At 62.1% G+C, this 24,662-nt stretch carries 20 protein-coding genes and 2 pseudogenes; 13 read left to right on the top strand and 9 right to left on the bottom strand.

Annotated features, from left to right (window positions below):
* Positions 1-198: 198 nt before the first annotated feature.
* Positions 199-1,113: an SRPBCC family protein gene (locus AC5RTE_RS14695; RefSeq protein ID WP_494042113.1), complete on the top strand. Its 915-nt coding sequence runs from the start codon at positions 199-201 to the stop codon at positions 1,111-1,113.
* Between the two features lie 211 nt (positions 1,114-1,324).
* On the opposite strand, the gene AC5RTE_RS14690 is transcribed toward AC5RTE_RS14695, so the two are convergent.
* Positions 1,325-2,266, bottom strand: a complete 942-nt coding sequence (locus AC5RTE_RS14690; protein ID WP_494042112.1) for an SMP-30/gluconolactonase/LRE family protein — start codon at positions 2,264-2,266, stop codon at positions 1,325-1,327.
* Positions 2,267-2,466: 200 nt separating this feature from the next.
* Here AC5RTE_RS14690 and AC5RTE_RS14685 point away from each other — a divergent pair, with 200 nt between their 5' ends.
* Positions 2,467-2,805: a hypothetical protein gene (locus AC5RTE_RS14685; protein ID WP_494042111.1), complete on the top strand. Its 339-nt coding sequence runs from the start codon at positions 2,467-2,469 to the stop codon at positions 2,803-2,805.
* Between the two features lie 33 nt (positions 2,806-2,838).
* Here AC5RTE_RS14685 and AC5RTE_RS14680 read toward each other — a convergent pair whose 3' ends face one another.
* From AC5RTE_RS14680 to AC5RTE_RS14670, 3 genes are all read right to left on the bottom strand, one after another.
* Positions 2,839-3,771: a threonine/serine dehydratase gene (locus tag AC5RTE_RS14680; protein ID WP_494042110.1), complete on the bottom strand. Its 933-nt coding sequence runs from the start codon at positions 3,769-3,771 to the stop codon at positions 2,839-2,841.
* 1 nt (position 3,772) lies between these two features.
* A complete protein-coding gene (locus AC5RTE_RS14675) occupies positions 3,773-4,033 on the bottom strand; it encodes a hypothetical protein (RefSeq protein ID WP_494042109.1) in 261 nt (86 codons plus the stop codon).
* A 99-nt stretch (positions 4,034-4,132) separates the two neighbouring features.
* Positions 4,133-5,047: a hypothetical protein gene (locus AC5RTE_RS14670; RefSeq protein WP_494042108.1), complete on the bottom strand. Its 915-nt coding sequence runs from the start codon at positions 5,045-5,047 to the stop codon at positions 4,133-4,135.
* Between the two features lie 233 nt (positions 5,048-5,280).
* Here AC5RTE_RS14670 and AC5RTE_RS14665 point away from each other — a divergent pair, with 233 nt between their 5' ends.
* The 4 genes from AC5RTE_RS14665 to AC5RTE_RS14650 all read left to right on the top strand — a co-directional run bounded on the left by AC5RTE_RS14665 (position 5,281) and on the right by AC5RTE_RS14650 (position 8,068).
* Complete coding sequence (locus AC5RTE_RS14665; RefSeq protein WP_494042107.1) at positions 5,281-6,546, top strand: N-acetylglucosamine-6-phosphate deacetylase; 1,266 nt, start codon at positions 5,281-5,283, stop codon at positions 6,544-6,546.
* Between the two features lie 42 nt (positions 6,547-6,588).
* On the top strand, positions 6,589-7,062 hold the full coding sequence (locus tag AC5RTE_RS14660; RefSeq protein WP_494042106.1) for a hypothetical protein: 474 nt from the start codon (positions 6,589-6,591) through the stop codon (positions 7,060-7,062).
* Positions 7,007-7,642, top strand: a complete 636-nt coding sequence (locus AC5RTE_RS14655) for a hypothetical protein (protein WP_494042105.1) — start codon at positions 7,007-7,009, stop codon at positions 7,640-7,642. The genes AC5RTE_RS14660 and AC5RTE_RS14655 overlap by 56 nt, the downstream gene beginning before the upstream one ends.
* A 105-nt stretch (positions 7,643-7,747) precedes the next feature.
* A complete protein-coding gene (locus AC5RTE_RS14650) occupies positions 7,748-8,068 on the top strand; it encodes a DUF4913 domain-containing protein (protein ID WP_494042176.1) in 321 nt (106 codons plus the stop codon).
* 139 nt (positions 8,069-8,207) lie between these two features.
* Here AC5RTE_RS14650 and AC5RTE_RS14645 read toward each other — a convergent pair whose 3' ends face one another.
* Entirely contained in the window at positions 8,208-8,753 is a 546-nt protein-coding gene (locus tag AC5RTE_RS14645; RefSeq protein WP_494042104.1) for a hypothetical protein, read from the bottom strand.
* Positions 8,754-9,043: 290 nt separating this feature from the next.
* On the opposite strand from AC5RTE_RS14645, the gene AC5RTE_RS14640 reads away from it, so the two are divergent.
* From AC5RTE_RS14640 to AC5RTE_RS14620, 5 genes are all read left to right on the top strand, one after another.
* Positions 9,044-10,021 carry a hypothetical protein gene (locus tag AC5RTE_RS14640; protein ID WP_494042103.1) on the top strand — a complete coding sequence of 326 codons (978 nt, stop codon included), beginning with the start codon at positions 9,044-9,046 and terminating at the stop codon, positions 10,019-10,021.
* A 587-nt stretch (positions 10,022-10,608) separates the two neighbouring features.
* Positions 10,609-10,827, top strand: a complete 219-nt coding sequence (locus AC5RTE_RS14635; RefSeq protein WP_494042102.1) for a hypothetical protein — start codon at positions 10,609-10,611, stop codon at positions 10,825-10,827.
* The gene (locus AC5RTE_RS14630; protein WP_494042101.1) at positions 10,824-11,486 is read left to right on the top strand and encodes a DUF3238 domain-containing protein; all 663 of its coding nucleotides are present in this window, start codon (positions 10,824-10,826) and stop codon (positions 11,484-11,486) included. The genes AC5RTE_RS14635 and AC5RTE_RS14630 overlap by 4 nt, the downstream gene beginning before the upstream one ends.
* Positions 11,487-11,689: 203 nt before the next feature.
* The gene (locus AC5RTE_RS14625) at positions 11,690-14,752 is read left to right on the top strand and encodes a hypothetical protein (RefSeq protein ID WP_494042100.1); all 3,063 of its coding nucleotides are present in this window, start codon (positions 11,690-11,692) and stop codon (positions 14,750-14,752) included.
* A complete protein-coding gene (locus AC5RTE_RS14620) occupies positions 14,749-18,726 on the top strand; it encodes a hypothetical protein (protein WP_494042099.1) in 3,978 nt (1,325 codons plus the stop codon). The genes AC5RTE_RS14625 and AC5RTE_RS14620 overlap by 4 nt, the downstream gene beginning before the upstream one ends.
* Positions 18,727-19,188: 462 nt before the next feature.
* On the opposite strand, the pseudogene AC5RTE_RS14615 reads toward AC5RTE_RS14620, so the two are convergent.
* Positions 19,189-19,521 (bottom strand): annotated as a pseudogene (locus AC5RTE_RS14615) (L-serine ammonia-lyase, iron-sulfur-dependent, subunit alpha).
* 197 nt (positions 19,522-19,718) lie between these two features.
* Positions 19,719-19,916: pseudogene (locus tag AC5RTE_RS14610) on the bottom strand (L-serine ammonia-lyase, iron-sulfur-dependent, subunit alpha); the annotation flags it as partial.
* 566 nt (positions 19,917-20,482) lie between these two features.
* On the opposite strand from AC5RTE_RS14610, the gene AC5RTE_RS14605 reads away from it, so the two are divergent.
* Together AC5RTE_RS14605 and AC5RTE_RS14600 are read left to right on the top strand one after the other, a co-directional pair.
* Positions 20,483-21,190: a hypothetical protein gene (locus AC5RTE_RS14605; RefSeq protein WP_494042098.1), complete on the top strand. Its 708-nt coding sequence runs from the start codon at positions 20,483-20,485 to the stop codon at positions 21,188-21,190.
* Between the two features lie 36 nt (positions 21,191-21,226).
* Positions 21,227-21,598 carry a peptidoglycan-binding domain-containing protein gene (locus AC5RTE_RS14600; RefSeq protein ID WP_494042097.1) on the top strand — a complete coding sequence of 124 codons (372 nt, stop codon included), beginning with the start codon at positions 21,227-21,229 and terminating at the stop codon, positions 21,596-21,598.
* Between the two features lie 290 nt (positions 21,599-21,888).
* On the opposite strand, the gene AC5RTE_RS14595 is transcribed toward AC5RTE_RS14600, so the two are convergent.
* Positions 21,889-23,415 carry a class I SAM-dependent methyltransferase gene (locus tag AC5RTE_RS14595; protein WP_494042175.1) on the bottom strand — a complete coding sequence of 509 codons (1,527 nt, stop codon included), beginning with the start codon at positions 23,413-23,415 and terminating at the stop codon, positions 21,889-21,891.
* Entirely contained in the window at positions 23,399-24,661 is a 1,263-nt protein-coding gene (locus AC5RTE_RS14590; RefSeq protein ID WP_494042096.1) for a radical SAM protein, read from the bottom strand. The genes AC5RTE_RS14595 and AC5RTE_RS14590 overlap by 17 nt, the downstream gene beginning before the upstream one ends.
* Position 24,662: the final 1 nt, after the last annotated feature.

The following is a 24,662-nucleotide window of genomic DNA, read 5'->3' as shown; positions in this document are numbered from 1 at the left end:
CCGGACAGCCCTGAACAGCCCTTCCTGCCCTGACCTCGGGAAAGGCCCGACGGCGGCGCTGGACCGGCAGTCCGGCGCCTCGGGCCGCCGTCATTTTTTCTTGCTCTGGAAACCAGCCAGCCCATTAGGTATGTTGGTAAGCATGCTGATGATTTTTACCAAGCTCATCAGCTCCGGTAACAAAGCGAAGGAGACGTTATGAGCACGAAGGTCGAAAAACGCATTCTGGTGAACGTACCGGTAAGCACCGCTTACAACCAGTGGACCCAGTTCGAGGAGTTCCCGCACTTCATGGGCGGCGTCAAGAGCGTGACGCAGCTCAGCGACGACCGGCTGGAGTGGGTGGCCGAAATCGGCGGGATCCGCCGGCAGTGGGAAGCAAAGATTCTGGAGCAGATCCCGGACCGCAAGGTTGCGTGGGCAGCCACGGAAGGCGCCACGAACGCCGGTGCCATTGAATTCGAGGACATCGGCGGCGGCCAGACCTCCCTGCAGCTGACGCTCGAGTACGAGCCCGAAGGCATCATCGAGAAGGTGGGCGACAAGCTCAACGTCGTGGAGCGCCAGGCCGAGGCAGACCTGCAGCGGTTCAAGGAATTCATCGAGGCTGAGGGCTACGCCAGCGGAGCATGGCGCGGCAGCGTAAGCTCCGGCGCACCCGCAGGCACGCCTGGTGTGGAGGACGCAGCAGGATCCCGCGGCGATTCCGGCAAGGCGGGCATCTCCGGCAAGGTCGCGGCCGGCCTGGGCGTTGCTGCTGCAGCGGGCGCCGCGGCAGCCATGGCCGGGTCCAAGAAGGACACCACCGAGGGTGCCGACGTAACGGTGACCCCAGTGTCCCCCGCCGAGCCGGTAACCGTCACGCCAGTCCCCACGGATACGACCACTACCACGGGCACGACGGCGGCAGCTGGCTCCACCGGTTCAGTCGCCGACTTGGGTAATGACCGTATTGGCCACGCCTTCGACCAGACCAACGGCCTGGTGGACACCACGGGCGAGTCCGACGAAACCCTCGAGGGCGAGAACCTCAGCGCCGGCGAACGGCGTGCAGGCGACGGCCGGCCCGACGGTGGACTGCCGCCCATCGGCGGGAACCTCGGCCAGCACTAGACCGGGACCCACCCGGCACCGGAACTGACTGCGGCTGACCGCTGAGGCAGCGTCCGGCGTCGAAGTTTCCCGGACCCAACGAAAGCGCCGCCCACCTCCACTGGAGGCGGGCGGCGCTTCACTGTGCTTGATGCCTTTGTGTCGGTGCTTGCGTACTGCACCGACGGCGCGGCCGGAATCTCCATGCCCCCGGGGATGAAGCTGGGATCAGTCAGTCGCGTGCCGGAACCAGCACTACCTCGTAGACGGTTGGGGTGGGCTGCACGCCGAACTTCGCGTTGACAGCGGCAAGGGTGTTGCCGAACTTGGCAATCGTCGTCGGGACGTTGAACGCCGGGCTGGTGATGACGTCCCGGACGGTGCCGGACGAAAGGTCACCGGCAAGCTTGACGCGGACAATCTGGTTGAGCCTGTTCTGGACCGCCCACAGGTTGTTGCCCTTCACGAGGATGCCGTCTACGAACTCGACATCCAGGCCTTTGATCCTGTTGCTTTCGCCGCTCCACGGATCGACTGTGTAAAGGGCCTTGTTTTTTGTGTGGGCCACGATCAGCGCACGGTCATCCCTGCTGGACGCGATGCCGTTGAATCCAAAGTCCGCAGGTGCCAAGGCAGCTCCGGCCTCGCCCTTCACGGTCAGCGTCCTGGCGGCTTTGCCCACCTCGCCCCACCGGCTGACCTTGACCTGGTACAGCTCACCGTACTTTGAGTTGTTGAACCAGGCGCCGTCGTCGGTGAGAACCACATCGTTAATGAACGAGCCCGCCTTGGTGGTCAGCGTGAGCTCCGCCACCGTGGCCTTGGTTTCCGTGTTGTAGACATATGCCTTCCCGGTGCCCCCGCCTGCCACGAACAGCAGATCGTTCCGGACGTCCGCCTTCATCCCGACAGCCATCCGCCCATCCGGTACGTCAATAAACCGTTTGGCCTTCCCGTCACGAATATCGCCGCGGAAAATATCCCCGGTCATCAGCTCCCCGGCATAGAAAGTCTTCCCCTTGCCTGCGGCGATGCCTTCGGCGGACTTGGCACCGTCGAGAATAATGACTTCGTCCCGGGAGGGCGGCGAGGCCACCGCCGGCAGCGCAGCGGGTGAGAGCAGGGCCAGAAGAGCAATGATTCCGACGGCGGTTCGGCGTGGTACTCGGCGCATGATGCTTCCTTGGATTGGGCTGGTGCGCGGGGCCCAATCTGCGGCAGCTCCGCACGATGGTGCTGCCATTTTAGGCACTGGCCGAAGGGCCCGCCAGAGCCCGATGCCCCCTTCATAGTCGTTGGTGCGGGGATCACGGACCAGCACCGGCTTCCGGATTCTGCTTACAATCGAAGCCTCAATCAACTACTGAGGGACCCATGAAGAAACTCGCCACAGCCCTGATCGCCGCCGGACTCGTTGTCTCCGCCACGGCCTGCACCGCTTCGACCCAGCTCAGCACCGCGGAAACCTGCGAGCGCATCCAAAGCGTTGTTTCCAACCCGGCGAACAACGCCGGCAAGACGGGCATGAACCGCCTGGCCAACCAGATCCGCCCTATTCACGCGGTTGCATCCGCAGAGCTCAAGCCGGCTCTCCAGTCGATCATCGAATACACGGACGAGCAGGCCAAGGAAACCCCGGACCAGGCCAGGCTGACTGAACTCCAGGCCGGCTACGAGCAGGCCGGCAGCACCTACAGCCAGTTCTGCAGCTAAGCGCTAACCTCCGCCTGGACCCGGCTGCCCGTTCTAAAGGGTGGCCGGGTCTGTGTTTGCCCCGCAGAGAACCACTGCCACGCGCTCGCCCGGCTTCGGCACATAAGCGCCCGAGGTCAGGGCAGCGTATGCCGCGGCAGCGCCGTGTTCCACAATCACCCGGTACTCGTTCCACAGGAGCGCCCGGGTACTGACGATGTCGGCGTCGGACACCAGGACGCTTTCGACGCCGGTGCGGACCGCGACCGAGAAGCCGATGTCGCCGATGCGGCGGGCTCCCAGGGAGTCAGCAGCGATGCCGGAAACTGCTACGTCAACGGGCTCACCAGCGGCAAGGGCGCCATGGAGTGTTGGCGCGTTTTCGGGCTCGACCCCCACCACCTGCGCGTGGCCTTCCACTGCTGCGGCGACTCCGGCCATCAGCCCGCCCCCGCCCACCGCAACCAGCACCGTATCCACCCCGGTTATTTGCTTCAGCAGTTCCGTCCCTACGGTTCCGGCTCCGGCTGCGATTTCGGGTTGATCGTAAGCGTGGCAATAAACAGCACCGGTTTCCCGGGCGTGGGCCACAGCAGACTGGTAGGCCTCAGCGTATTCGGCGCCGCCCTGGATGACCGTGGCTCCGATTGCCCTAAGCTTCTGCACCTTCACAGCCGGCGCGGCAGCGGGGACAAACACCGTTGCCGGGACACCCAGCAGGGCTGCGGCGTAGGCGTTGGCCAGGCCGGCGTTTCCACCGGAGGCCACCACCACGCCGGCGTCCTGCTTCAGCTCTCCGCGTTCCTTGCTGGCGAGGATGCGGTTCAGCGCTCCCCGTGCCTTGAAGGTCCCGGTGTGCTGCATGAACTCGCATTTGAACCACACCTCGCCCTGGAAGGCGCCCGGGGCCGCCTGCAGGACCGGCGTCAGGCGGGTGAGGCCGGCGGTTCGGTGTGCCGCGTGCTCCACATCGGCCCGGGTGATCATGTCAGACTTCGTCGTCCCAGGTTCCCGGCTCCTGCAGTGCTTCCTCGGGCTTGTGCTCCTGGGGCGGCCCGCCACTGCCGGAGTACGACGCCGGCACGGTTCCGGCTGCATGCCCCTGCTGCTCCTCACGGATATTGCTCGCACCTGGCAGCTCCGGGTGCTGGCCGCTCTGCGGCGCCTCCGTCACGTGCTTGGCCTCGTCGGGATCACCAGGGCCGCGAAGGTCAGCCGTGTTCCCGGGCTCCTCATTTGAACTGGTCATGCTCCTGCCTTTCACCTGGCATACATGGGAAAAGGCGGGCGGGACCCTTGGGGTCCGCCCGCCTTTGCCTACTCTAACCCGACTCTTCCGCGCGATCCTTTAGCGCGACGAAGTCGGTGAAGCGGAGGACGTCTCGGCGCTTTCCGTTTCGGTCTCGGTGGCGGACGGTTCGGTCTCGGTTGCGGACGGTGATGCCGATCCGCTCGGTGAGGAGGTGCCCGCTGTACCGGACGTGCTGGTGGACGTCGGGCTGGAAGTTGCGCTGCCGCCGTCGGCCTTCTCCAGCACCTCATCGATGAGGTCCTCGAGCTCCTTCTGGTCCGGATCGCCCAAGTTTGCGCCGCTCTTGGTGGCAACAACCAGCAGCTTGCCCTGTGCGGCGGAGACCTGCATCAGCTTTTCCTGGTTCTCGCCGCTGCGGGTGCTGAGCGTTCCGAAAGTTTTCTCGGCGTCCGTCTTGGCCTGGAGCTCCTCGCTGGTGACCTCATAGGTCTGGCCCAGCGCGGTGACGGAGAACTTATCGCACTGGTCCATCTTGCCGCTGATTTCGTCCAGAACTTCGACGGCACCGGGCCCGTCGCTGCCCGACTGCGCGGAGATTGTACGGGGCTGGTCGCCCTCGGAGAGCGCGACGGCGATCTCGCCGCTTTCCACCGAGTCCAGCAGGCCCGCCGTGGCGATGTCCTTGCAGTCGACGGGGTCCACGGTTGCCGTGCTCAAAAGGAGGTTGGCGATGTTGCCGCCCTGGTCTACCTGCTCTTTGGAGTACAGCTTCAGCTCGTTGCCGTCTTCGTCCTTCATTCCCGAGATCAGCTCGCGGAGCTCATCCTCGGTGTAAACCTTGGCTTCCGCCGTCTGGCTGGCCGAGGCGCTCGCCGTCCCGGTAGCGCTGGGAGTGGCGGCTCCACCGCCGCCGCCCGTGCAGCCCGCCAGGGCGATCATTGCTGCAGTCATCAGTCCAAGCGCGGGTACTTTTCGCATCAGGTAGAACCCCTTAAGTGAAATAGGAAGCATGCTTAGTGTTTCCTACACTAAAGGGTTTTGGACGGAGATGGGAAATTTCCCATCCTTTGTTGCGGGTGGAACTGCAGCACCGCGCCCCCGGCTTGCGACGCAGGCTGCCGGGGTGACCGGGAGCGGTGGCACCGTCCGTCTGCAATAATCCGAAACAGCAGCTCTCCTTGCCTCATGGGATGCGGCGGTTTGCCATACCTGCAGGTGCGGACGGAATACGGAACACGGTGACCATGGGTGCAGAGATTGTCCTTCGGGGCCACATCGTGAGCGCGAGCATGGACGTCGAGGACGGCCTGGTGGCAGTGGACGGCGACCGGATCACCTATGCCGGGCCGGTGTCAGGCTTTCCCGGGGAGAAGGGCCCTGCCGGGCGCCCCGGTGATGACGGCGACGCTGCAGGGCGCCTGCTGCTCCCGGGGCTCGTGGACCTGCATTGCCATGGTGCCCACGGCTCTGACTTCTCGGACGGCTCGGTGGAAGGCGCGCGTGATGCGGCCCGCTACCTCCACAGCCGTGGCTCCACCACACTGCTGGCCAGCCTGGTCACGGCAGTGCCCGCAGAACTGCTGCGCAACCTACAGGCACTACGGACCGTGACCGAAGAGGGGCTGATCGCCGGGTCCCACCTTGAGGGGCCCTTCCTCTCTGCCGGGCAGTGTGGAGCGCACAACCCTGCGTTGCTGCTGGAACCCGACGCCGGGCTCTTGTCTGAACTGCTGGAGGTGGCGGGTCCCACATTGGCCTCCGTGACCCTGGCCCCAGAACTTCCCGGAGCCCTGGATTTAGCGGACCTTTTGGCCGCCCGCGGGGTCGTTCCGTCGCTGGGGCACGCCGCAGCGGATCACCAGTCAGCCGCCATGTTCCTGAAGCGGGCAGCCGCCGGACTTTCGAAAGCATCACCAGGGGCGGGCTTCAGTGGGAAGCGTCCATCCGTCACCCATCTCTTCAACGCCATGCCCGCGATGCACCACCGCTCCCCCGGGCCCGTCTCCGCCTGCCTCAGCGCGGCCCGCGCCGGGACGGCCGTCGTCGAACTGATCGCCGACGGCGTCCACCTGGCCCCCGAGACGGTCAAGACGGTCTTCGAACTCGTTGGCGCTGACAATATAGCCCTGGTCACCGACTCCATGGCGGCCACCGGCTTGCAGGACGGCCAGTACAAGCTGGGCACGGTGGCCGTAACGGTTGACGGCGGAGTGGCCCGGGTGGACGGCACCGGTGCAATCGCCGGCGGAACGGCCACGCTGCTGGACGTGGTCCGGACCGCGGTGGCCGCCGGCGTTTCTTTGCGTGACGCGGTGACGTCTGCGAGCGCTGTCCCCGCAGCCGTCCTGGGACTGTCACGACAGGTAGGTGACCTGCGCTCCGGGATGCCGGCGGACGTCGTCGTGGTCGGCAATGACCTGAATCTTGCCGGAGTCCTCCGACGCGGCGGGTGGGTGACTGATCTGCAACTGCAGCAGGGAAAGAGTTACTGGCCACCCGCTTGCGTCTGAGCCAAGACCGCCGGTACAGCACTCAAAATTGTCAGTGCCCCGATGGATGATGTGGGTATGGGAAACGGCGTGGGAACGGCGGCAGTGATGGAGGGCATTCGTGCCTCTATTACCTCCGTGGCAGCCTTGTTCCTGAAGGGCGCCCGCCTTGAGGCTGGAGGGCCGGTACCTGCCACCGGCGCCGAACAGGATGTGCTGCAGCGCCGGTACGAAATTCGCCTGGAACGGTTAGCGGCAGTAAATCGGCTGGAAGGGGAGCTCGCCGCGGTCAAGGCCCAGGACGCAGCTGAGGCCGTCGACGTTCAGCACGCCATTACCCCGCCGGACGCGCCTGTGCACGAGCGGAACTGCACCGAAATGTCCGCCATAGCGGAAATCGCTGGTGTCCTGACCGTCAAGCTCCGCGGCGGCCGGTGCGCTGGTCAGCCAGGCCCGGCAGCTCTCCTCCCTTCCGCTGGCCATGGACGCCCTGTCCAGCGGGACAATTGCCTGGCAGCATGCCAAAATCCTGGCTGACGAAACGAACTGCCTCGGCTCCGCCGGGGCCGCCGCCCTGGCCGCCCACTTCCTGGACCCCTTCGCCCCCAACTCCGCCCGCGGAGCCGCCGAGGGCGACCTGGTCCCCGCACGCTTCCGCACCAAAGTGAGGACGTGGCGCGAACGCCACCACCCCGAAACTCTTGAAAAACGCCACACCAAGTGTGCCGCCGACCGGCGGATGGAGTACAGTCCGGACCGCGACGGCATGGCGTGGCTCTTGCTGTATATGCCCGCCGAGACTGCAAACGCCATCTGGAACCGGGCGTTGGTCACCGCCCTAACGGTGGCCACGGTCGAAGCGGCCGAAGAACTCGCCGTCCACTCCCGCAGCGGACGCCTCCAAACACCCAGCGCCATCATGTTCGCCTCCGGCGCCCCGGCAGCCCTGCTGGAAACAGTGCCCTGGATGGGCGGCAAACACGACACCAAAATCCGGGCCTCCATCGCCGCCCACGACCCTTCCAAGCGTCCAGCAACGGTGGATACCGCTGCCGCTGAGATGGTGAATCCCTGGGTTACCGCCGCAGCATCCAGCCGGAGCGCAGCAGATGAGTGACCTGGGCGAATGGGACGATGACCCGGAGCTGCCTGTCGAACCATCAGGATCGCCGGACCCGGCAGAAGCTGAACCCGAACAGGAGCCGGAACTGGTGTACCGGACCTGGTCAGCTTCGTCCAGGAAAAGCTTTCCCCGGCCTACCGACGCAGCCTCAGCGGAACAGACCGAACGTGGTGCCCATCCTGGTGGAAACACGAAGAAGCCATCAGTCGCCTCGAAGCCCTCTGGCGGTCCTGGGAATTCCTCCGCCTCGACGCCTCAACCGGCATGAGCATCTGGTGGAGAGACCACGCCGACCACCACATGGGCGTCCTTCTCTCCGCCGACGGATCCTTCAAAGGTTGCAAACCCGTCGCCGGCGGCCACGCGGCGAACAAGCTAAAAGCTCTACCGTGCGATCCTCCCCCTGAAGGGCTTTTCTAAAGTACTCTGACCGGAATCTTGGCCCACTTTGACTTCGTAGGAAGGCCTTGGTCGTCAATTTCATGAGCGCAAGTACCCAGACGGCGAAGCTAAGCCAAACTCTACGACCTTGTGGTGAGCGCTCAATAGCAGGGCGAAACTATGAGACCTTGACTTCTTCTTCAGAACCACCGCGCTCCACCACGACATCCTTAATTTTTTCGGCTATATCCTTGGCCTTGTCTTTAGCCCCCGAGAGCACAGAGATGAGTACCTCTTTGAGGACAGCCATCAGGGTCTCAAAGACCGATTCTTGCGGCGTGTAGGTTACCTTCTTCTCGTCCGTGGACAGAATGGTGACTGAGTCATCTGGCAAGTTCGGATCTGTGTAAACCTTGGGTTGCCCATCTCCGCTCGCGTCGATAACGGTTCCTCCGGTGCGTCCAAGGTCTTCAATAATCTCAGCGACCAGTCTGACCAGATACGCAGCTCCCGCGATGATAATAAAGAACTCCACGACACCGATGCCGTGGTGTCCTGGTGGAAGTTTGGGGCGTTTTTCATAGGTTTCTTGTACCGAGATTGATGCCTCAATTCGGGGATCACGGGCAAGGGATTCAACGAATTCTTGAACTGCGTCCCGCTTAGCGGCGGTCGCAAAACTAAGAGGTCGGGTAATTTCGGTTACAGTCTCTTCGGTGGTCATGGTCTCTCCTTTGAGTTGACCCGGGGACGTCGCCCGGTTCTCGAAGAATGGGCGAAAGCCCGCCATAAAGCAAGACCTTCGCTACCCTGTTTCTGGCATGCGTCGAGTCCGGGTACTGAGCATGAGCCTGGTGCTCGTAGCCGGATACTCGTGCCACACACTAGACAAGTGTTTTCACGCTCTGCACAGTGATTTACTGCCGATTCAAGCCCGGATTGTCACGTCCTACCGCCACGGCAACTGCAGGCGTACCATGATTACCACCGCGTCGTCATAAGGCGGTAACGGATATGCTTTCTGTGCAGAAAAACAGGAGTGCGGCACTAACCGCAGCATTGGCCCTCGTCCTTGGGGCAGCGACAACCTCTTGCGAGGAGAAAGCGAAAGATCAGAGCACGGGTTCACCCGGCATCGCAGTACCGCCGGTCGCCGAGGAGCCGACCGATGCTCCTGAACCCGTGCAGCAGGCGGGACCCTGTCCCAGCGCAGCTTACGATCACTACAAATACGGGGCTCCCGGCACACCCTTTTATGCCCAGGATCAGGACTACAGCAGCATTTTTACTGGCTTTAACCTTTGCCGGTCCACAGCCAACGGAGACTACGTGTTGTATAACAACACCAACCAAGTCTGGGTTATGGCGCCCACCATTAGTTGGAGTTTCGCCGAGAATCCTCAACCAACCAGCGAAGCAACCTTCTTTCGAACCCTAATAGGGGGCGGACAACAGCAACTAACCTATGTGGTGCCGGGGGAGATAGTGACACCGTCCATTTCGGAATGGCCGGACCAGATCGCCTGGGCACCCGAGCCAACTCTCACCTCTGGCTGGATAAGTCAGAAGCTGGCGTTGGAAAACCTGGATATCAACGCAGAGTCAGGAAATCTTGATGAAGGTGTTCGTGAATTCGTACGAAAGCGGCAACTGAAGGCTTCCAGCCCCGTCGCTGGGGCAATCTATGGTTGCGTCAAGAGCGGACAAGAAGCCGCCTCGGACGCTGCAAAAATCACGCATGAAACCGATCTTGCTGATCGATTGAAGGCCGCACTTGGTGCCACCCAAGGGACGGCCAGTTGTGCACGATCCCTTAAGGAGTTGTACAAAGATCCTGAGCAGGGACAGAAAAATTGGCTGAAGTACGTTGAACACTCGTCGGGTGGAGCGAAACAAGGTATCAACGCAGCAGAGGCTTTTCAACCAATCTGGGCTGCATGTCATGCCGCCGTAATCCCGAAGCTTGGCCGGTTAAGCAAATTTTGCCCCTGAAAATTCCACACGTGTAGCCGTCCAAAAGACGTGCTCGAAAGAACGCCGATGGACGGCTCATACCACCGTTTCCAATGCAGAGGGCTATACCGTCCTGTCAGGATGACCTCCAGACGGGATGCCACAAGTCGTCTAGTTCGTCTACGAAGACCTGTTTACACACTATTTCCACTGACGCCTGACGTCAGGCTCGGGTGTGCCCTAGCCCCAAATCAAATGGATCAAGGGGGACAAGATAAACGATATCGCAACGTGTGCATGACAGCTGAAGCTGCAAACCACACGTGTAAGCAAGAGCTGGTCCCCGCCCTTAGCCACCTGACCGCTGGAGCAGAACATGGCGCCCGCCAGTAACGCCGCCGTAACGCTGGGTGTTTTCCAATATCAAGGAACCTAAGTAGTCGGCTGCTTTTCGTCTACGCGGAACACCTTTCACTGTGAAATGGCCAGACCATTTTGATACCCACCAATGAAAGAAAAATCCTATCCGTAGAAAGGAAAACGATGTCGACGTCGGTGCCGACGTACTTTGCGCTGGGGCAGCCAGACGCAGCCACAATTCACTGTATCCATGGGAGGCAGAAACGATGAGCGTAAGCGGCTTGTCCTCGAGCGTCGGTGACGGGGGCACCAATGTTCTAGACGATGTCTTCACGGTGCAGATGCTGCTCAATCACGTCGATGCTAGATTCGGTGGCTCGAATCCGTCTCTGCAGGTAGGTGGGCTTGTTGGCCTGAAGGCGATCGGGGCGATCAACCGCTTCCAGCAACTGCAACTTGGCTTCCAGCAGGAGCCGATAGGATGATCGATGCTCGCCTGCGTTTATTCATTCCGTCCCGTGCCGTGACCATCCCTCTACCGGTCGTCGGCGACGTAGGATTCGATGGGGACGATCGCGGCTTCAGCTACGGGGAAGGCACCGCCAGGGCAGATTTGTGGGTGGAGATAGATGATTCGCCCACTACGATAACGCCGATTCGCGTCAAGCGCAGAATGTTCGGCGAAAGCCGCTGGTACACGAAGGACAAGCTCGTCGACGTCTGGGGGAAGCCGTACTGGTGGAAGGAGATCCAGAAGAACCCGTTGCTAGGCACGGAGGCGCTTCCAAACGGCATTGCGACGGCGGTCGTCACGGACGATGCCCTCAACGTCACTGGTCGGCTCGAACCTGCAGACCCCTTTGGCTTGATCAAGAATATTCGCGTCTCATTTAGTGTCAACGGCATAAACCCGCTTGAGGCGTTAGCGCCCGCGATCGACTGTCAGCTTGACCTCGTGGTCTCGGCGACTGGGGTTCCCGCCTTCACCTACAGCCTGATGGGGACCCACGACGGCTTCCCCGCGTATGAGGTGTATCTGCAGCAGCGGCTTGTCTACTCATTCGATCCGGTGCATGAAGGAACCAGTCCGCTGAGCCTGGGCGATCCTACCAGCGTGCAGGTCGCCATCCCGTTGACGGTGTAGCGGATGGTTGAACTGGGAGGTCTGTCAGATCGACTCGTTGCATTGGCTGGGCAAGGCGAGGCGGCCATTGATGCTGCCTGGCCCCCAGCTGGGGCGCATAAGCCAACCCATTTCCGCGCCGAGGTGGGTGCCACGTTTGTTTAGGTCATCCTGCCTCCGGGGAGCACTGGGCTCAGATGGCGAGGTAGTTTGAGGAGGGTGTTGTGGCTGTTGAAACCATTACTCTGCGTGTGCTCCGAACCCAGGATCTGCTGGTCCTGGACATAACTCTGACCAATCTCGCCCTCGAGAACGACGGGGCCTTGCATGTTGTCGATCCGGCGACTCCTGGACGGGTCGTCTTCGATTTCCAGCCTCAGCACATCGCCGAACAGGCATTTCTGGAGTCGGAGACGCAGAACGCGCCCGTCACTCCAGTGCCGGTGCGGTCGATGGCGGCGTCGCCAAGCCGGCTGGCATTTGACGTCCCTCTGGACGGGCCTGGTATCCCCTTCACCGTCGCTGGACTGCTCGGCTGGGCAGCGTTGCGCCCTGTTTTGGCGCCTCACGCGCACCCACCCGGCACACCGACTAGCGCCGGGGCGGCCCGTCCTACCCCGCCAGCCGCAGACGTTACCGCTCTGGAACTGGCTTACCGTCTGGTCCTATCACCGGTTGGTGACCACAGATGGACGCACCGCAGCACACCGCACGCCGTAGACGGCGTGACCGAGCTCTGGCACACTCGGCTGTCCGGCGCGCACCCCGAGTTGCGCGCGATCTGGGGCCGCGACACCGACCCGTTCCTCACATCGCTCTCGGCCAGCGAGATTGCCGACCTTGTCACCCTGACCAGTGACTTTGGCAACGCGGCTAAGTCCTTCCGCGAACTGCGGCTCTCGCCTCTCTTGTGGGTGTTGATCAGTCGCCGGCTGAGCAGGTCGGGCCCGCTGGTGCCCCCGCCCGCCACGCTGACTGCCCAGCACGTTACACTTACCTCGCTCGGAGCACATCACCACGTGCTGGGGGCATTCGACTTCCCCCGAAACGACCAGAACCCGGAAGACTTGGAGCGGCTCGGGGTCATCGTCCCCAACGTGCAGGCCTACGAGCACATCACTGGCCTTGGGCGCGACCAGTTCGTCAAGGTCGTTCGGCGCGGCTTCCTCGATACCGGTCACCGCGCCTCGATCGTTAAGGTCACGGAGCGTCGGTTCGAGCCGGTGTCCCTGGGTACCGAACCCGGCCCCCATGGCAATGTTGGTGTCTTCGGTACCCGGACCGTCCTGCGGCAGTACTACCGGATCGTCGTCACCCAACCCTTCCTCGACTATCGTCTGTTGGCGCCCGGCTACTCCTCGGGCAGTCGCGAGATGCCGCTGCGCACGATCGAGCTGCGAACCCTCGAGACCCCCAAGATCGACCTAGGGATCTCTTTCGGCGGTGAGACCGCGCAGGAAGAGATCGACCGCGCACTTGGCTCGCCCCTGTGGATCAAGGCGTCCGGCCAACTGGTCCGGTTCGATTTCGACAGCATCGACGGCGAGGATCGACGGGTCAGCCTGACCAAGCCGATGCTCTTCATTCCCTACTCCACCGTCGGTAATGCCGACAGCATCATCAGCACGTTCAACAGCGCGCCGGCGCCCAACCGCACTGCAGAGGCGCACGCGCAACATCTAGCCCTCGCAGAGGCACTGCCCGGCCAGCCGGACGCCACCACCGCCCCGACCGAATACCTAACCTTCGACTTGGTCAAGGTACGGGATCGAGCGGCTCTCCCGCCCGACTATCTTCCCGGGTGGCTTCCCCAGTCGGTGGTGGCCGGGATTCACCTCCGCGCCGTCGAGGAGCTTACCGGGCGTCCGCAGACGGTGGAGGTGCGTCTGGCCCCCACCTTCCTGGAACACGGGTTGGCCCCGGCGGCGAACCCGGCGGGGCTTTTTGCAACCTACCCGGAGATTCCCTTCGCTGTGCACGCCGCCAGCGGCGGTGGTGTGGCCACTCCTGCCATCAAGCTCGATGCGCTGTCAGCGACGATGGGGGCGATGCCGGCCCTGATGGCGGGCCCGGTTCCCACTGCCTTGCTCAAGTCCTTGTTCGCCGGGATGAAGCTGTTCGGCACGGTCGACCTCGCGGACCTGCTCGCAGAGATAGGACCACCGATGCCGGAACGGCCTGGGGGAACGTCCGACGCGGACCTCGACGCCGCCCTGAGAGACGCCGATGCCAAAATCCCGACCCCGGTCATCCGGACCCGACCGGTGCCCGGACCCGACGGGCTTCCGGTGGCCAACGTCACCCGGCTTGTCTGGAAGCCCCAGCTGAAGGTATCGCCTCCCTTGAAGCCCGTTTTCGAGCTCAGCAAGGCGCAATTCCTGCTGGACGTGGCAACGGTTACCCGGCTTGACGGCACGCCGCCCAAGACGACGGTCACCGGGGAACTGCGTGGCTTCAGCCTGACGCTCGCTGGCGTGGTCCAGCTGTCCATGGGCACGATGAAATTCGTCTCGCTTCCCGGGCGCAAGCCTGATGTCACCGCCGAGGGCGTCGGGTTGGAGTTCGTGGGGGCGCTCAAGTTCATCGAGACCATCCGCACGCTCCTTCCGGCCGACGGGTTCAGCGACCCGCCCGCCATCTCCGTGGGACCGGAGGGGATCAAGGCCGGGTTCAGCCTGGGCATCCCGACCTGCGGCGTAGGAGTGTTTTCACTGCAAAACCTGTCACTGTCGGCGGTTCTCTCGCTGCCGTTCGTCGGCAAGCCGGCCGGGCTGCGGTTCGCGCTGTCCTCGCGCGAAAACCCCTTCCTCGTCACCGTGACCCTCTTCGGAGGTGGAGGGTTCTTCGCTCTCGGCGTCAGCGCCGCCGGGGTCGAGGAGATCGAGGCGAGCATCGAATTCGGGGGCAACATCTCGCTCAACCTTGGGGTTGCCAGCGGCGGTGTCTACGTCATGGCCGGCGTCTACTTCAAACTGTCCGAGACTAAGGGGAACGAACTCACCGGCTACTTCCGGTGCGGCGGCTTCCTCGAGGTCCTCGGCCTAATCAGCGTCTCATTGGAGTTCTATCTGGCCTTCACCTACCGGGACAAGGGAGCTGGCCGCAACGAGATCTGGGGCCAAGCGAGCCTCACTGTCTCGGTAAAGGTGTTGTGCTTCAGCACGAGCGTGAAGCTCTCGGTCGAGAAGCGGTTCGCTGGGCCCGCCGGTGACCCTACCCTCGAGCAGGTTCTGTCCCCCGACGATTGGCAGGACTACTGCCTCGCCTACGCACTGGAGGTGGCATGACCACGGAACAGAAGCTGCAGTGGATCACCGTTCCGGGTGGGGTGCTGCCCGACGGGCGACTCCGTGTCACCGCCAGCATGTCCCCCCGGCTGTGCACAGATGAGGGCACCGCCCTGGCGCTCTTTCCCGACCTGCTCATCTGGCCGACCAGCGTTGCGTCCATTACATGGCAGGTTGATGCCGACGGCCTCGACCTGCCAGCCGAGGTTGTCAGTCCGGGGCCCGATGCCGACCTGTGGGCGGCGCTCTTCGGTCCGGACACGCCAGTCAAAACGTGGCAGTTCCCCCACCTGGCCGACCGGCCTGTGGTCACTTTTGACGTGGTCAGGGTGCATGACCAGCTCAAGCGCCTCTACTCACGCACCGCCGCCGTGTCACCGGACAACCTGCCCAAACGCCAGACCCAGCACAGGGTCGAGCCCTTCGTGCCCGGACTCGACGAGCTCTTGTCGGAGGTCTTCCAGCCAGGCCAGAGCCGCTACGGCGAGATCGAGCGGCACATCGGCGTGTCCGCCGCCGCCGATCGAATACTCGCGGAAGCCCGCGCCGAAGCCGCCCACCGCTGGGCGGCGGGGATCCACGGCGGCCCGGCTATCCACCCACTGGCACCGGGCTCCGTCTTCGAGGTCGAGCGCGCCGCGCTCTTCCATTCCTCCCCTGAGACCGAGCCGCGCGAGATGCCCACAGACGGCGAGCACTACCGTGCCTCCGTCGATTTTCACCAGATGCTCGGCGCCCTCGAGGATTATCCCGAGCTGCGGCGCCGCCTCGGACTGGCCGTCGACCTCGCGGTTCCCGCCGAAGCCGTCCCCGGACCGACCGGATTCCTCACCGCGACGCCGACAATGCCACCACCCAACCCGGCCGACGCTGTGGTGCGAGAAAGCGTCGCCCACCATACCGCCTTCACGAGAGTGGGAGGGCGTTTCGTGGCCGCGCGCGAGATGCACGACGCTACCGTGCCCGAGGGCCTCGTGCCGCTGATGTCCATGGGCTTCACCATTACCCAGGTCGATGTCGATGGTGGCGCCCTGAAGACGATCGCGACCGCAACGACGGTGACCACCCCGCCACCCGCGGCGGAGGGCGCCGCCCTCAGCCAGCCCGAGGACGCGGGCCTGAGCACCCTGCGCACTGCCGGTCTGGCGCTGGTGCAGACCGGCCGGGCAGACCTGCTGCAGGCCGAGTTCAGCCACAGCGGCACCGTCAACAGCGTCATCGAGGGCGGCGCCGCGCAGCTCTACGCCGAGGATCTCGTCCGCGGCTACCGGCTCGACGTGTTCGACGAGCAGACCGGAGTGTGGCACTCCCTGCACGAACGCGTCCTCTCGGCCACCGCGCAGAAGTATGCGCCAGGGCTGGCACCGACTACCGGCGAGGGGCAGGTCCTGGTCAGCCTCGCCGAACGGCTCACCCCTCCCGGCCAGCAACCGGACCCGGACGGCGAGCTGTACGTCCATGAGGTGCTGGTGTCATGGGACGGCTGGAGCCTGTCCGCCCCACGCGCCGGGGCGCCGCTGTCACGGCACGCCGACGCTCCCGACCCGGACCGGCCCGAGACGCTGCCTGCGACCGTGCCCAATGACCCGCAGACAGCAATGGGTCTGAGCTTCACCTCAGTGGTTGTGCCCGGTTCGCTGCCACGCCTCCGGTTCGGCCGCTCCTACCGTGTGCGGCTGCGCGAGGTTGATCTAGTCGGAGGTGGTCCGACACTCCGGGAGGCCGACGCGCTGGGGGTCGGCGACCTCAAGGTGGCTCCCTACCTGCGGTTCGAACCGGTGTCAGCGCCCGTAGCGGTGCCTTACGCGGCATATCGTGAGGGCGCTTCGCTGCACCGCCTCGTGATCCGCAGCGACATCGGCACCGAGCCGGGCGACTACGCCAAGCAGTTCAACACCGAGTTCCCCGATCATCCGGGCTACACACCCGAGGACGTGCGGCATCTGGCGCCGCCGAAGGCGAGTTACGACCTGACCGAGAAGCACGGGATGTTCGACCTGGCCATGGGTTCAGACCGTACGCCCCCGAGCCCGGAACGGGTAGCGGGCATCCGCGGCGCCTATGAGATTGCAAGGCGGGAGAAGGGGAGCTTCAACGACCCTGAGGCCCCAGGTGCGAAAGTTGTAGGGATCCCCACCCCAGACGGGACCGGAGGAGGGTACGTCGTGCACGCTGTGGATCAGCTGGAGCTGCCCTACCTGCCCGATCCGCTTGCCGTCGGGGTGATTTTCCGGGGCCTGCCGGGGACACCCGAAGGCGAGCCCTTCCGACTGTCCTTCGATACCGCGGACGGCATCTGGTGGAAAGCACAGCCTCTGCGGCTCCGGCTCGTCGGTGGCGACGGGCCGCCCGAATGGGACGAGGAGACTCGGGTGCTGACTGTCAGCCTTCCGCAGGCGAGGACCGCACGGGTGCGGATGGCCTCCGAGTTGGCCGACCTGAGCCTGATGGGGATGGCACGGTGGTGCGAGGAGGAGCTGGGAGGGGCCGAGCTCGACCGGGTCATCACCGCGATGAAGGAGAATCGCTGCTGGCTCACGACGCCATGGCACGACCTCGAGCTGGTGCACGCCGTGCAGCACCCCTTGATGGTGCCCGAATGGGACGGCGTCCGGGTGAGCCGCCAGCAGGGAGCCACACACGCTGAGGTCGCGGGAACGGCCTACCTTCACGGAGCCTCCACCGTGAAGGTGGACCTGGACGCCTCCTGGACCGAACCGGTCGACGACGCGCGCGAGGACGGCCCACGCAGGTTGTCCGCTCGGATGACCGTGCTCAGCATGCCGATGGACGCCTCGGCGCTGGTACCAGAGGGGCTGCCCGCGGCCTATCGGCTCCGCGACGGCAAGGAACTGACCTTCGACACGCAACAGACAGGCGAGCGGGAGCAGAGGCTGATGAAGCCGCACCAGTTCGGCGACACAAGATACCGCCGGGTGAGTTATGCGCTGACCGCGACCACGCCCTTCCGAGAGGACTTCCCTGCTAGCTGGATCGACCAAAAGGAACGCCTGTCGGTAACCAGTGACGTGTACTCCGTAGATGTGCCCAACTCGGCACCCCCGAAGCTGCCCGACCTGCACTACGTCATGCCCACGATGGGATGGAGCGCCAGCGAAGAAGACGGCAGCCGGGTGATCCGACGGCAGGGCGGGGGCCTGCGGATCTGGATGGGCCGCGGCTGGTGGTCGTCAGGGGATGGGGAACTGCTGGGCGTGGTTATCGGCAGCGAAGTCATCTCACCCAAAGGGTCGGACTACCCATTTGTCTCCCTTATCGGGCAGGACCTCATTCGCGGGAGCGCACCTCTCCGCAACCTGCGACCAACGAGCTTCCGCGGGAATCCGATAATCGCCGAGAGACTGCCCCTCGTCGGTGCGCCGGCCGTAGGGACCGTCAGCGTGGTCGCCGTCGCGCCCCAGTACGACGAAGAAACCAAACGGTGGTTCGCGGACATCGACGTCGACACGGGCGAGGCATACGCGCCGTTCGTGCGTCTGTCGCTGGTGCGTTATCAACCGAACTCGCTGCCCCGGTGTGCGTTGTCGCCGATTGTGCTCGCCGACATCGTGCAACCGGTACCGGACCGGACTGCAACCGTAACGGCGGTGCTAAACAACCAGTCGATACGGACGGTCACAGTGGCCGGCCCAAGCTACACAGGAGTGCAAGGACGAGGAACAAACGCCCAGGACGACAGCGAGTTACCGGCGGTGACGGTGTCGGTCCAGCGGGCGGACCCCGCAGTCGCCGACGAGGTCCTGCGGTGGCAGCCGGTTGAGGGGACCAGCACAAAACTGGCGCGCTCAGTGACTGGGACCACTGCGACGTGGACAGGACAAGTCACCGTTCCGGCCAACGGCGGCCAGCAGCGGTTGATGATCATCGAGGAGGAGATGCTCTACGCGGATGCCCCTGACGGGACGGAGACGGTCACCTCACGCGTTGTATACGCCGCGACCGCACCGCTCTGACCTCACCTCACCGCTGAAGCCTCAAGAGTCGAGCAGGCCACCCATAGTGCTGGTCCGGTCAGCTGTAAAGCCCTAACTCCGATAATTGATCCTGTCAGCTTGGCCATGTCTAGATCACCGACGCTTCCTGCCTACAGGGGAGACGGTCCAAAGCTGGGTCAACTCTGGTTATCCACGGCTGGGAATGGGAGCCGTTGGAGTAGCTCCCTGACAGCAGTAGCGGTGGATAACCAATTAGAGTTGTCCTCGGTTGTGGGCCGCAGGAGCCTCAGGTGCACTCTGGTTCTGGAAGCCAGGGGGCATCATAAGACACATCACACCGTCGTCGTCGTCAGGTTGGGGTGTAGGTAAAACGCAACATCGAGTGGCGGATGCGGCCTGACCTTGGTCCTGTTCTGGCGGGCAGCTTTCCATGAGTATCGGCGGGGGAGTGATCAGCCGCTATAGGTCAGCATGCCTTCGTCAGCAAAGGGGCACATTAACAGCGAGTCCGCCGGTTGCGGTTTCTTTGTACTTCTCGCTCATGTCGAGTCCTGTTTGTCGCATGATTTCTATTATCTGGTCGAGGGTGACGTGGTGCTTGCCGTCGCCGCGCAACGCCATTCTTGCGGCTTTGATGGCCTTATTTGCAGCTATCGCGTTACGTTCGATGCAGGGTAACTGGACCAGATCGCCAATGGATCACAGGTGAGGGTTGTGTTCCATGGCGATTTCGGCGGCGTTTTCAATTTGTTCCGGCGTTCCTCCCAGGATCTCGGTAAGGCCTGCGGCCGCCATGGATGCCGCCGATCCCACCTCACCCTGGCAGCCAACCTCGGCTCCTGAAATGGACGGGCCGCGCCTTGTACAAGACGACGTTGGCTCCGGCTGTGGAGAAAGCGGACGACGGCGTATATTTTGTCTTCTTCGGACGCAGTGGCGATCTGCTCAACGTAGGTCGTTGTGTGGTGGAGGACTGCCGGAGTAATGCCTGCGGCTCCGTTGGTTGGGGCTGTGACAACACGACCTCCGGATGCATTTTCCTCATTGACTGCCATGACCATGAGCTTGACCCAGTCCGAGGCGAATAAATCATAGTTTGGGTCTCCCTGAGATAGGCGGCCGAACCAGGTCTTTGCGCGTCGGCGGACATTGAGACCGCCCGGAAGAATGCCCTCCCGGGTGACGCTTCGGCGGATGCAGTCCTCCATGACGCACGGATTTTGAGCAGTCCTGAACGGATTTCGTGTTCGGTTCTTATTGCCAGCTCGTTGTTCGCCCTGATGTCGCTGATACCCAAGCCAGTAGAGGCGCAGAAGTTGCGGAGTTCATGATTTGAGGTGTAAGGGAAAGGCACAGGTACCTGGTTGAAATCTGCGGCGCATTCGTCCTTACCCTGCAGGATGATGAAGTTACCACCGGTGCTTGGCCATTGAGCTGCACGAGAGGGCTTTCCAAGGGGTAACCAGACTTAGGCGCATCACCTGCCGCGCAGCTCAGCCACCCCGAACGATAGGCCGGGTCGAGGTTCGGGCTAACAACTAGCGTGGCGATATACGGATAGGAAGAAACGGTCGTGTTTATGTATGTCCCACCACATGTGAGGGCGCGCGCCCTGATACCGATCGGCAGCCGAAAAGCATGGTCCTTTCCCGTGATACGGCGATAACGCCACAGTAACGGACGGGGAGATAGCCTCAAGCCAGTTCTTGAAACTGACATATTGTTTTATGTGATATCGCAGGCTCTTGGACCCGAGACCTGCTAGGAGACTGGAATGGGAAAGACCTGTAAGCCGCCGGAGGAGATTCCCGGTATGCCAGAGGAAATCGAGAACGCCATGGGTGATGTTGTCGACGCTTTCGCAGAGAAGAAGATCTTTGAGCACTACTGCAGCAATCAGGGATTCAATCAGCTGACGTCCGTCTTCCCGAGACGCAACTTTGACGGGACTCAGATCTTTGAAGACGTGCGCGGCCTCAATACGATGCTCTTAATCGCATTTCTAAAAGAGAACAACCCGAACGTTAACGAAGCGTCGCTGGCAACTCAAGCAACCATGGCGGGAGGCGGGATCAAGAATCCGGACTTTTGGACGCACAGCCCGGCTCGGCCCGCTATGGAGTTTTACGAAATTAAACCCAATTCCGCCGCCAGTCGGCCCAAAGGAATAGCCAAAGTGGCTCAGCTTGAGATCATGTGTCACTTAAACAACCTTCCTTACACTGCCGGGAGAAACTACAACCCAGGCCCAGACAAAGAGGAAGTATTGTGGATCGAGAATAAGGGATTTATCGTCACAACAATCTCGCTCCGTTGGATGAGGGTCGCTCCAGGACTCATCGTATATGAAATCTGCAAAGAAAGCCGGTTGCGCAGCCCAGTACCTCAGAAAGTGGTTGATGCAGTTGAGCGGGCCGCAATGCTAGCCGTAATGATCATGCTGATGATTGCGGCGGGTGTAGGGTCGCTGGTCTTCTCGTAGTGAAAGGTAACCGCACGAATTGAAGAGGTGCCGCTCATGATACGTAATTCTGTTGGAGCGAACGGGTCCAACCAGGCCGGTGACGTGATGTACGTTCAATTGCTTCTGTGCGACTGGCGGGTCCGAAGAGAGCTGGGTGAGATTGCTATCGACGGCAAGTGTGGTGCGAAGACGATCCAGGCCGTTCGTGACTTTCAGGGCGTAGAGACAGCAGTTTCGGACGGCCTCGTTGAGGTAGGCAAGAGCACCATTTCTAAACTCCAGCAGAGGTACGTCGAGTCAATGGTAAGCGGCGATTTCACTACGCCTGTAGATATCGAGGGATTTCCATTCGCCATTGTTGGCGACGATGCGGTTGCGACCCTGATAGACACCTACCTTTCGACTTTGCGCGGCGGCTTAGATTAGCCAGGTAGGGCTGCGCCGCGCCGGTGCCGCTCACGGAAACCATTGTCACGCGGAGGTGGCCGGTGCCACATTCGTTTGCATCAGGCAATTCGGTAACCGGGACCACCGCGAACTGGACAGGGCTAATCAGACAGTCACCTCACGCGTTGTATACGCCGCTACCGCGCCGCTCTGACCTCACGTTGCGCTGAAGCCGGCCTTCGTCTTTAACTTTTTCTCGTGCCCTTCAGGTGGACCATAAGCTTTCAAGCCCCGGCGCCCCTCCCTCGGATCGAAGCAGAGCTACCCAATCAGTTGAACTGCTCGGCTAGGCGTATCAGCCACCACCTTGTGGAAGTTGGGGGTTCTCCACCGTCGCTGAGGATGTGGCAGTTGGGCCATAGTTGGAGTGGCTCGTGAATCTTCCAGCTCGATTGTTGTATTTCCTCCTCAGGGTAGAAGTAGAGAAGTACAAAGCTAGAGCACGCGGCGATGCGATTCTTCAGCTGCAAGCCACGACTTTTTGAGCCTTCGTTGAAGCGGGTTATAGATACGATCGTTAGGTCAATTACGTCGGTTGGCCAGTCGGCATCAAGAATATCGCCTACAACGAAGGAGTCCGCATAGTCTGGGAGTATTGCTTGGGCGCGGCTCACCTTCTCCGGCGCTGCATCGATACCGCTGGGGACCACGTTAGAACGGGTCATTCGAATCTTCTCGAGTAGAGCCCCATTGCCGCATCCGAGATCAAGGACTCGTACCGGCCCGCCCATATCAATTCTTGCAGCAGCATCGATCAGGGGCTTCTGCAAGCGAAGCATCGCCGAGTGGGAGGGGAATCCGTTATCGGTGTAGCGCCACCGTGGTTCACCGGAACGAACCTCGATAATCGGTAGTTCTAGCCCTCGCCTAAACGCACGTGACTCTCGCATGGGTCGTTTGGTGGGGGAACGGTAGGGGAACGACAAGCCAGTGGGGAGGGCGTGATCGGGCTGATCGCCAACCGCCGCAACAACGTAGCGGTCCGCGGTCGCGTCTGTCTTGGTAGTCATTGTGAGAAGCGGAGTCTTGACTAACGCTATGCCGTGCAAGGCGCTCCACTGAACGGACCAGCCGAGCACCTCTTGCAGCCAGTCGACCTCTCTGACGTAGTCAGAGGCTCTGCCCAGATCGGCCAGGCGGCCGCCGATAGTCAGCGTTGCCGGGCAGGAGAAGCTGCAAGGAAGGTGCATCACAGGACGAATGCCCGCCCAGCGCCAAAGGACATTACTCCGTTCATCCGAAGCGAGGGAGACAGTTCGATCCTCCACGTCCGCTCCAGCCGTTCTCAGCGCCATAGACCAAGTCGTATCGACATGACCGGCGTCCGTCCATACAGCCTGAAAGAAGTCACGGCAGCAAGAGGGGTAGCCAAGTAGCTGCCCCAAGTCCTCGTTGTCGCGTCGAGCGTAGGCATCTACGACTTCGGCCATACGACCTTCTGGCGCAATCGCAACGCGCCATAGCTGACTACCGGATCCGGCAGGCGGAACCGATGCCGCGTAAGGGTATTTTCCTCCCCACACCGAATCGAGCACCTCTACACGCAATCCGTGGCGGGCGACTGCTTGTTTGATGGAACTGATTCCGGTAACGCCAATGGTTTGGATGCATGCATCGCGAATGCCGGCAGATACAGATAACCACTCCAAATTGGACCAGGCCGTGGAGATGGCCATGATTCGAGGCTCCCATTCGTTGCGCACCACCTCGCTCACCCAGCTGAGTCGAGTGAAATCGTGAAGGGCGAAAGGAAGCCGTTCGACCAAGGGGACTTGCACTTCAGGCCTTCTTTGCATGTCTTTCACCCGGCCCCGCGGCTTGCTCTGGAGCGATGTTCTTTAGGTCGGCCCGGATACTCTGCAACTCGGACCGCCAGTCCCAGCCATCTGGCGAACGCCAAAATGCTGTCATTGATGAGAGAGACCTCGTTCTACCCTCCGCCCATGCAGATAGCAATTCCTCCTCAAGGTGTGCTCTCCGAGAGCTCAGCGAAAGAGGAGTCCTACCTCTGTCGATAAGATCTGCCTCGATCTTGGCATACAAACGCTTCCAAACGCCGCAAAGCTCCGAGCGGTTACGCCAGTCTCCGTCAACCGCAGTTCCCGGACATTGGCCCTTGCACATCATGAAGAATCGGCAATCTTTGCAGCCGTTGCTTTCTTGCGGTGTGTGGTAAAGCGCGATGTATCGCTCGAAGCCGGGGGTATCGGCCTTTGCGAAATCAATACCGTCCTTGTTCGTGCGTCCACAATTGCTTCTCTGTCCTCGACCTTCCACCCCCCGCACTGCCCTAGTCGTAAGCGGATCACAGGCGTTCCAAACGCAGGTTGTGGTTTCATCATCACCGAGCAGCATCCTTCGCATGTCCTCGAAGACGTCGAAGCGAATCGCGCAGTGCGGTTCAAGTGCGTAGAACGCCAGCAGTGCGTCAAGATTCTCTTGATCGGAAAGGGCATATTTCTGACGCGTGGCCTCGTCCTCTACCTCAAGCAAGTGGAGCCGCATCGAGCGAACACCAACGGTGGCCAAGTCATTACACCAGTCAATAAGTGTAGCGAGCCTTTCGCCTACGGCATTTGCTCGATGGAGTGTAACTATAAGACTTGGAGGGCGGCCAGCGTCGCACAGCCGCTGAATGGCTTCTTCAGTGGCGGCAGTTGCCTGTCTGGTCTTCGGGAGTGACCCGAGCCAGCGGGCGTCATTAAGTGGACCAGGCCCATCTATGGAAATCCCAACGGCAACTTGATATTTGTCGAACAGCAATAAGTGCTCTTCCTTGATGAGGCTTCCGTTAGTCTGGATGGAGTTTCGACCAAATTCATGAAAACCCCAAGCCCAAAGCTCCTCCAAGTCCTCCAGCGGCATGAGTAATGGTTCCCCACCAAAAAGAGTAAAAGGTCCTCCTTCGGCGAGGATGGCCTGCTTCATCAATTGCATGTCGTAGTGCTGCCTGGGGTTCCCCGCATCTCGCTGAGGGTTCTGATAGCAGTAATGACACTGCAAATTGCAGGCAACGCCTAGAGGCCGGAGTTCCGTTGTCACG

It is taken from the genome of Arthrobacter sp. K41 (assembly GCF_059089645.1).
The sequence above is the reverse complement of the archived record's forward strand: the minus strand, read 5'-3'. Positions and strand labels throughout refer to the sequence as shown.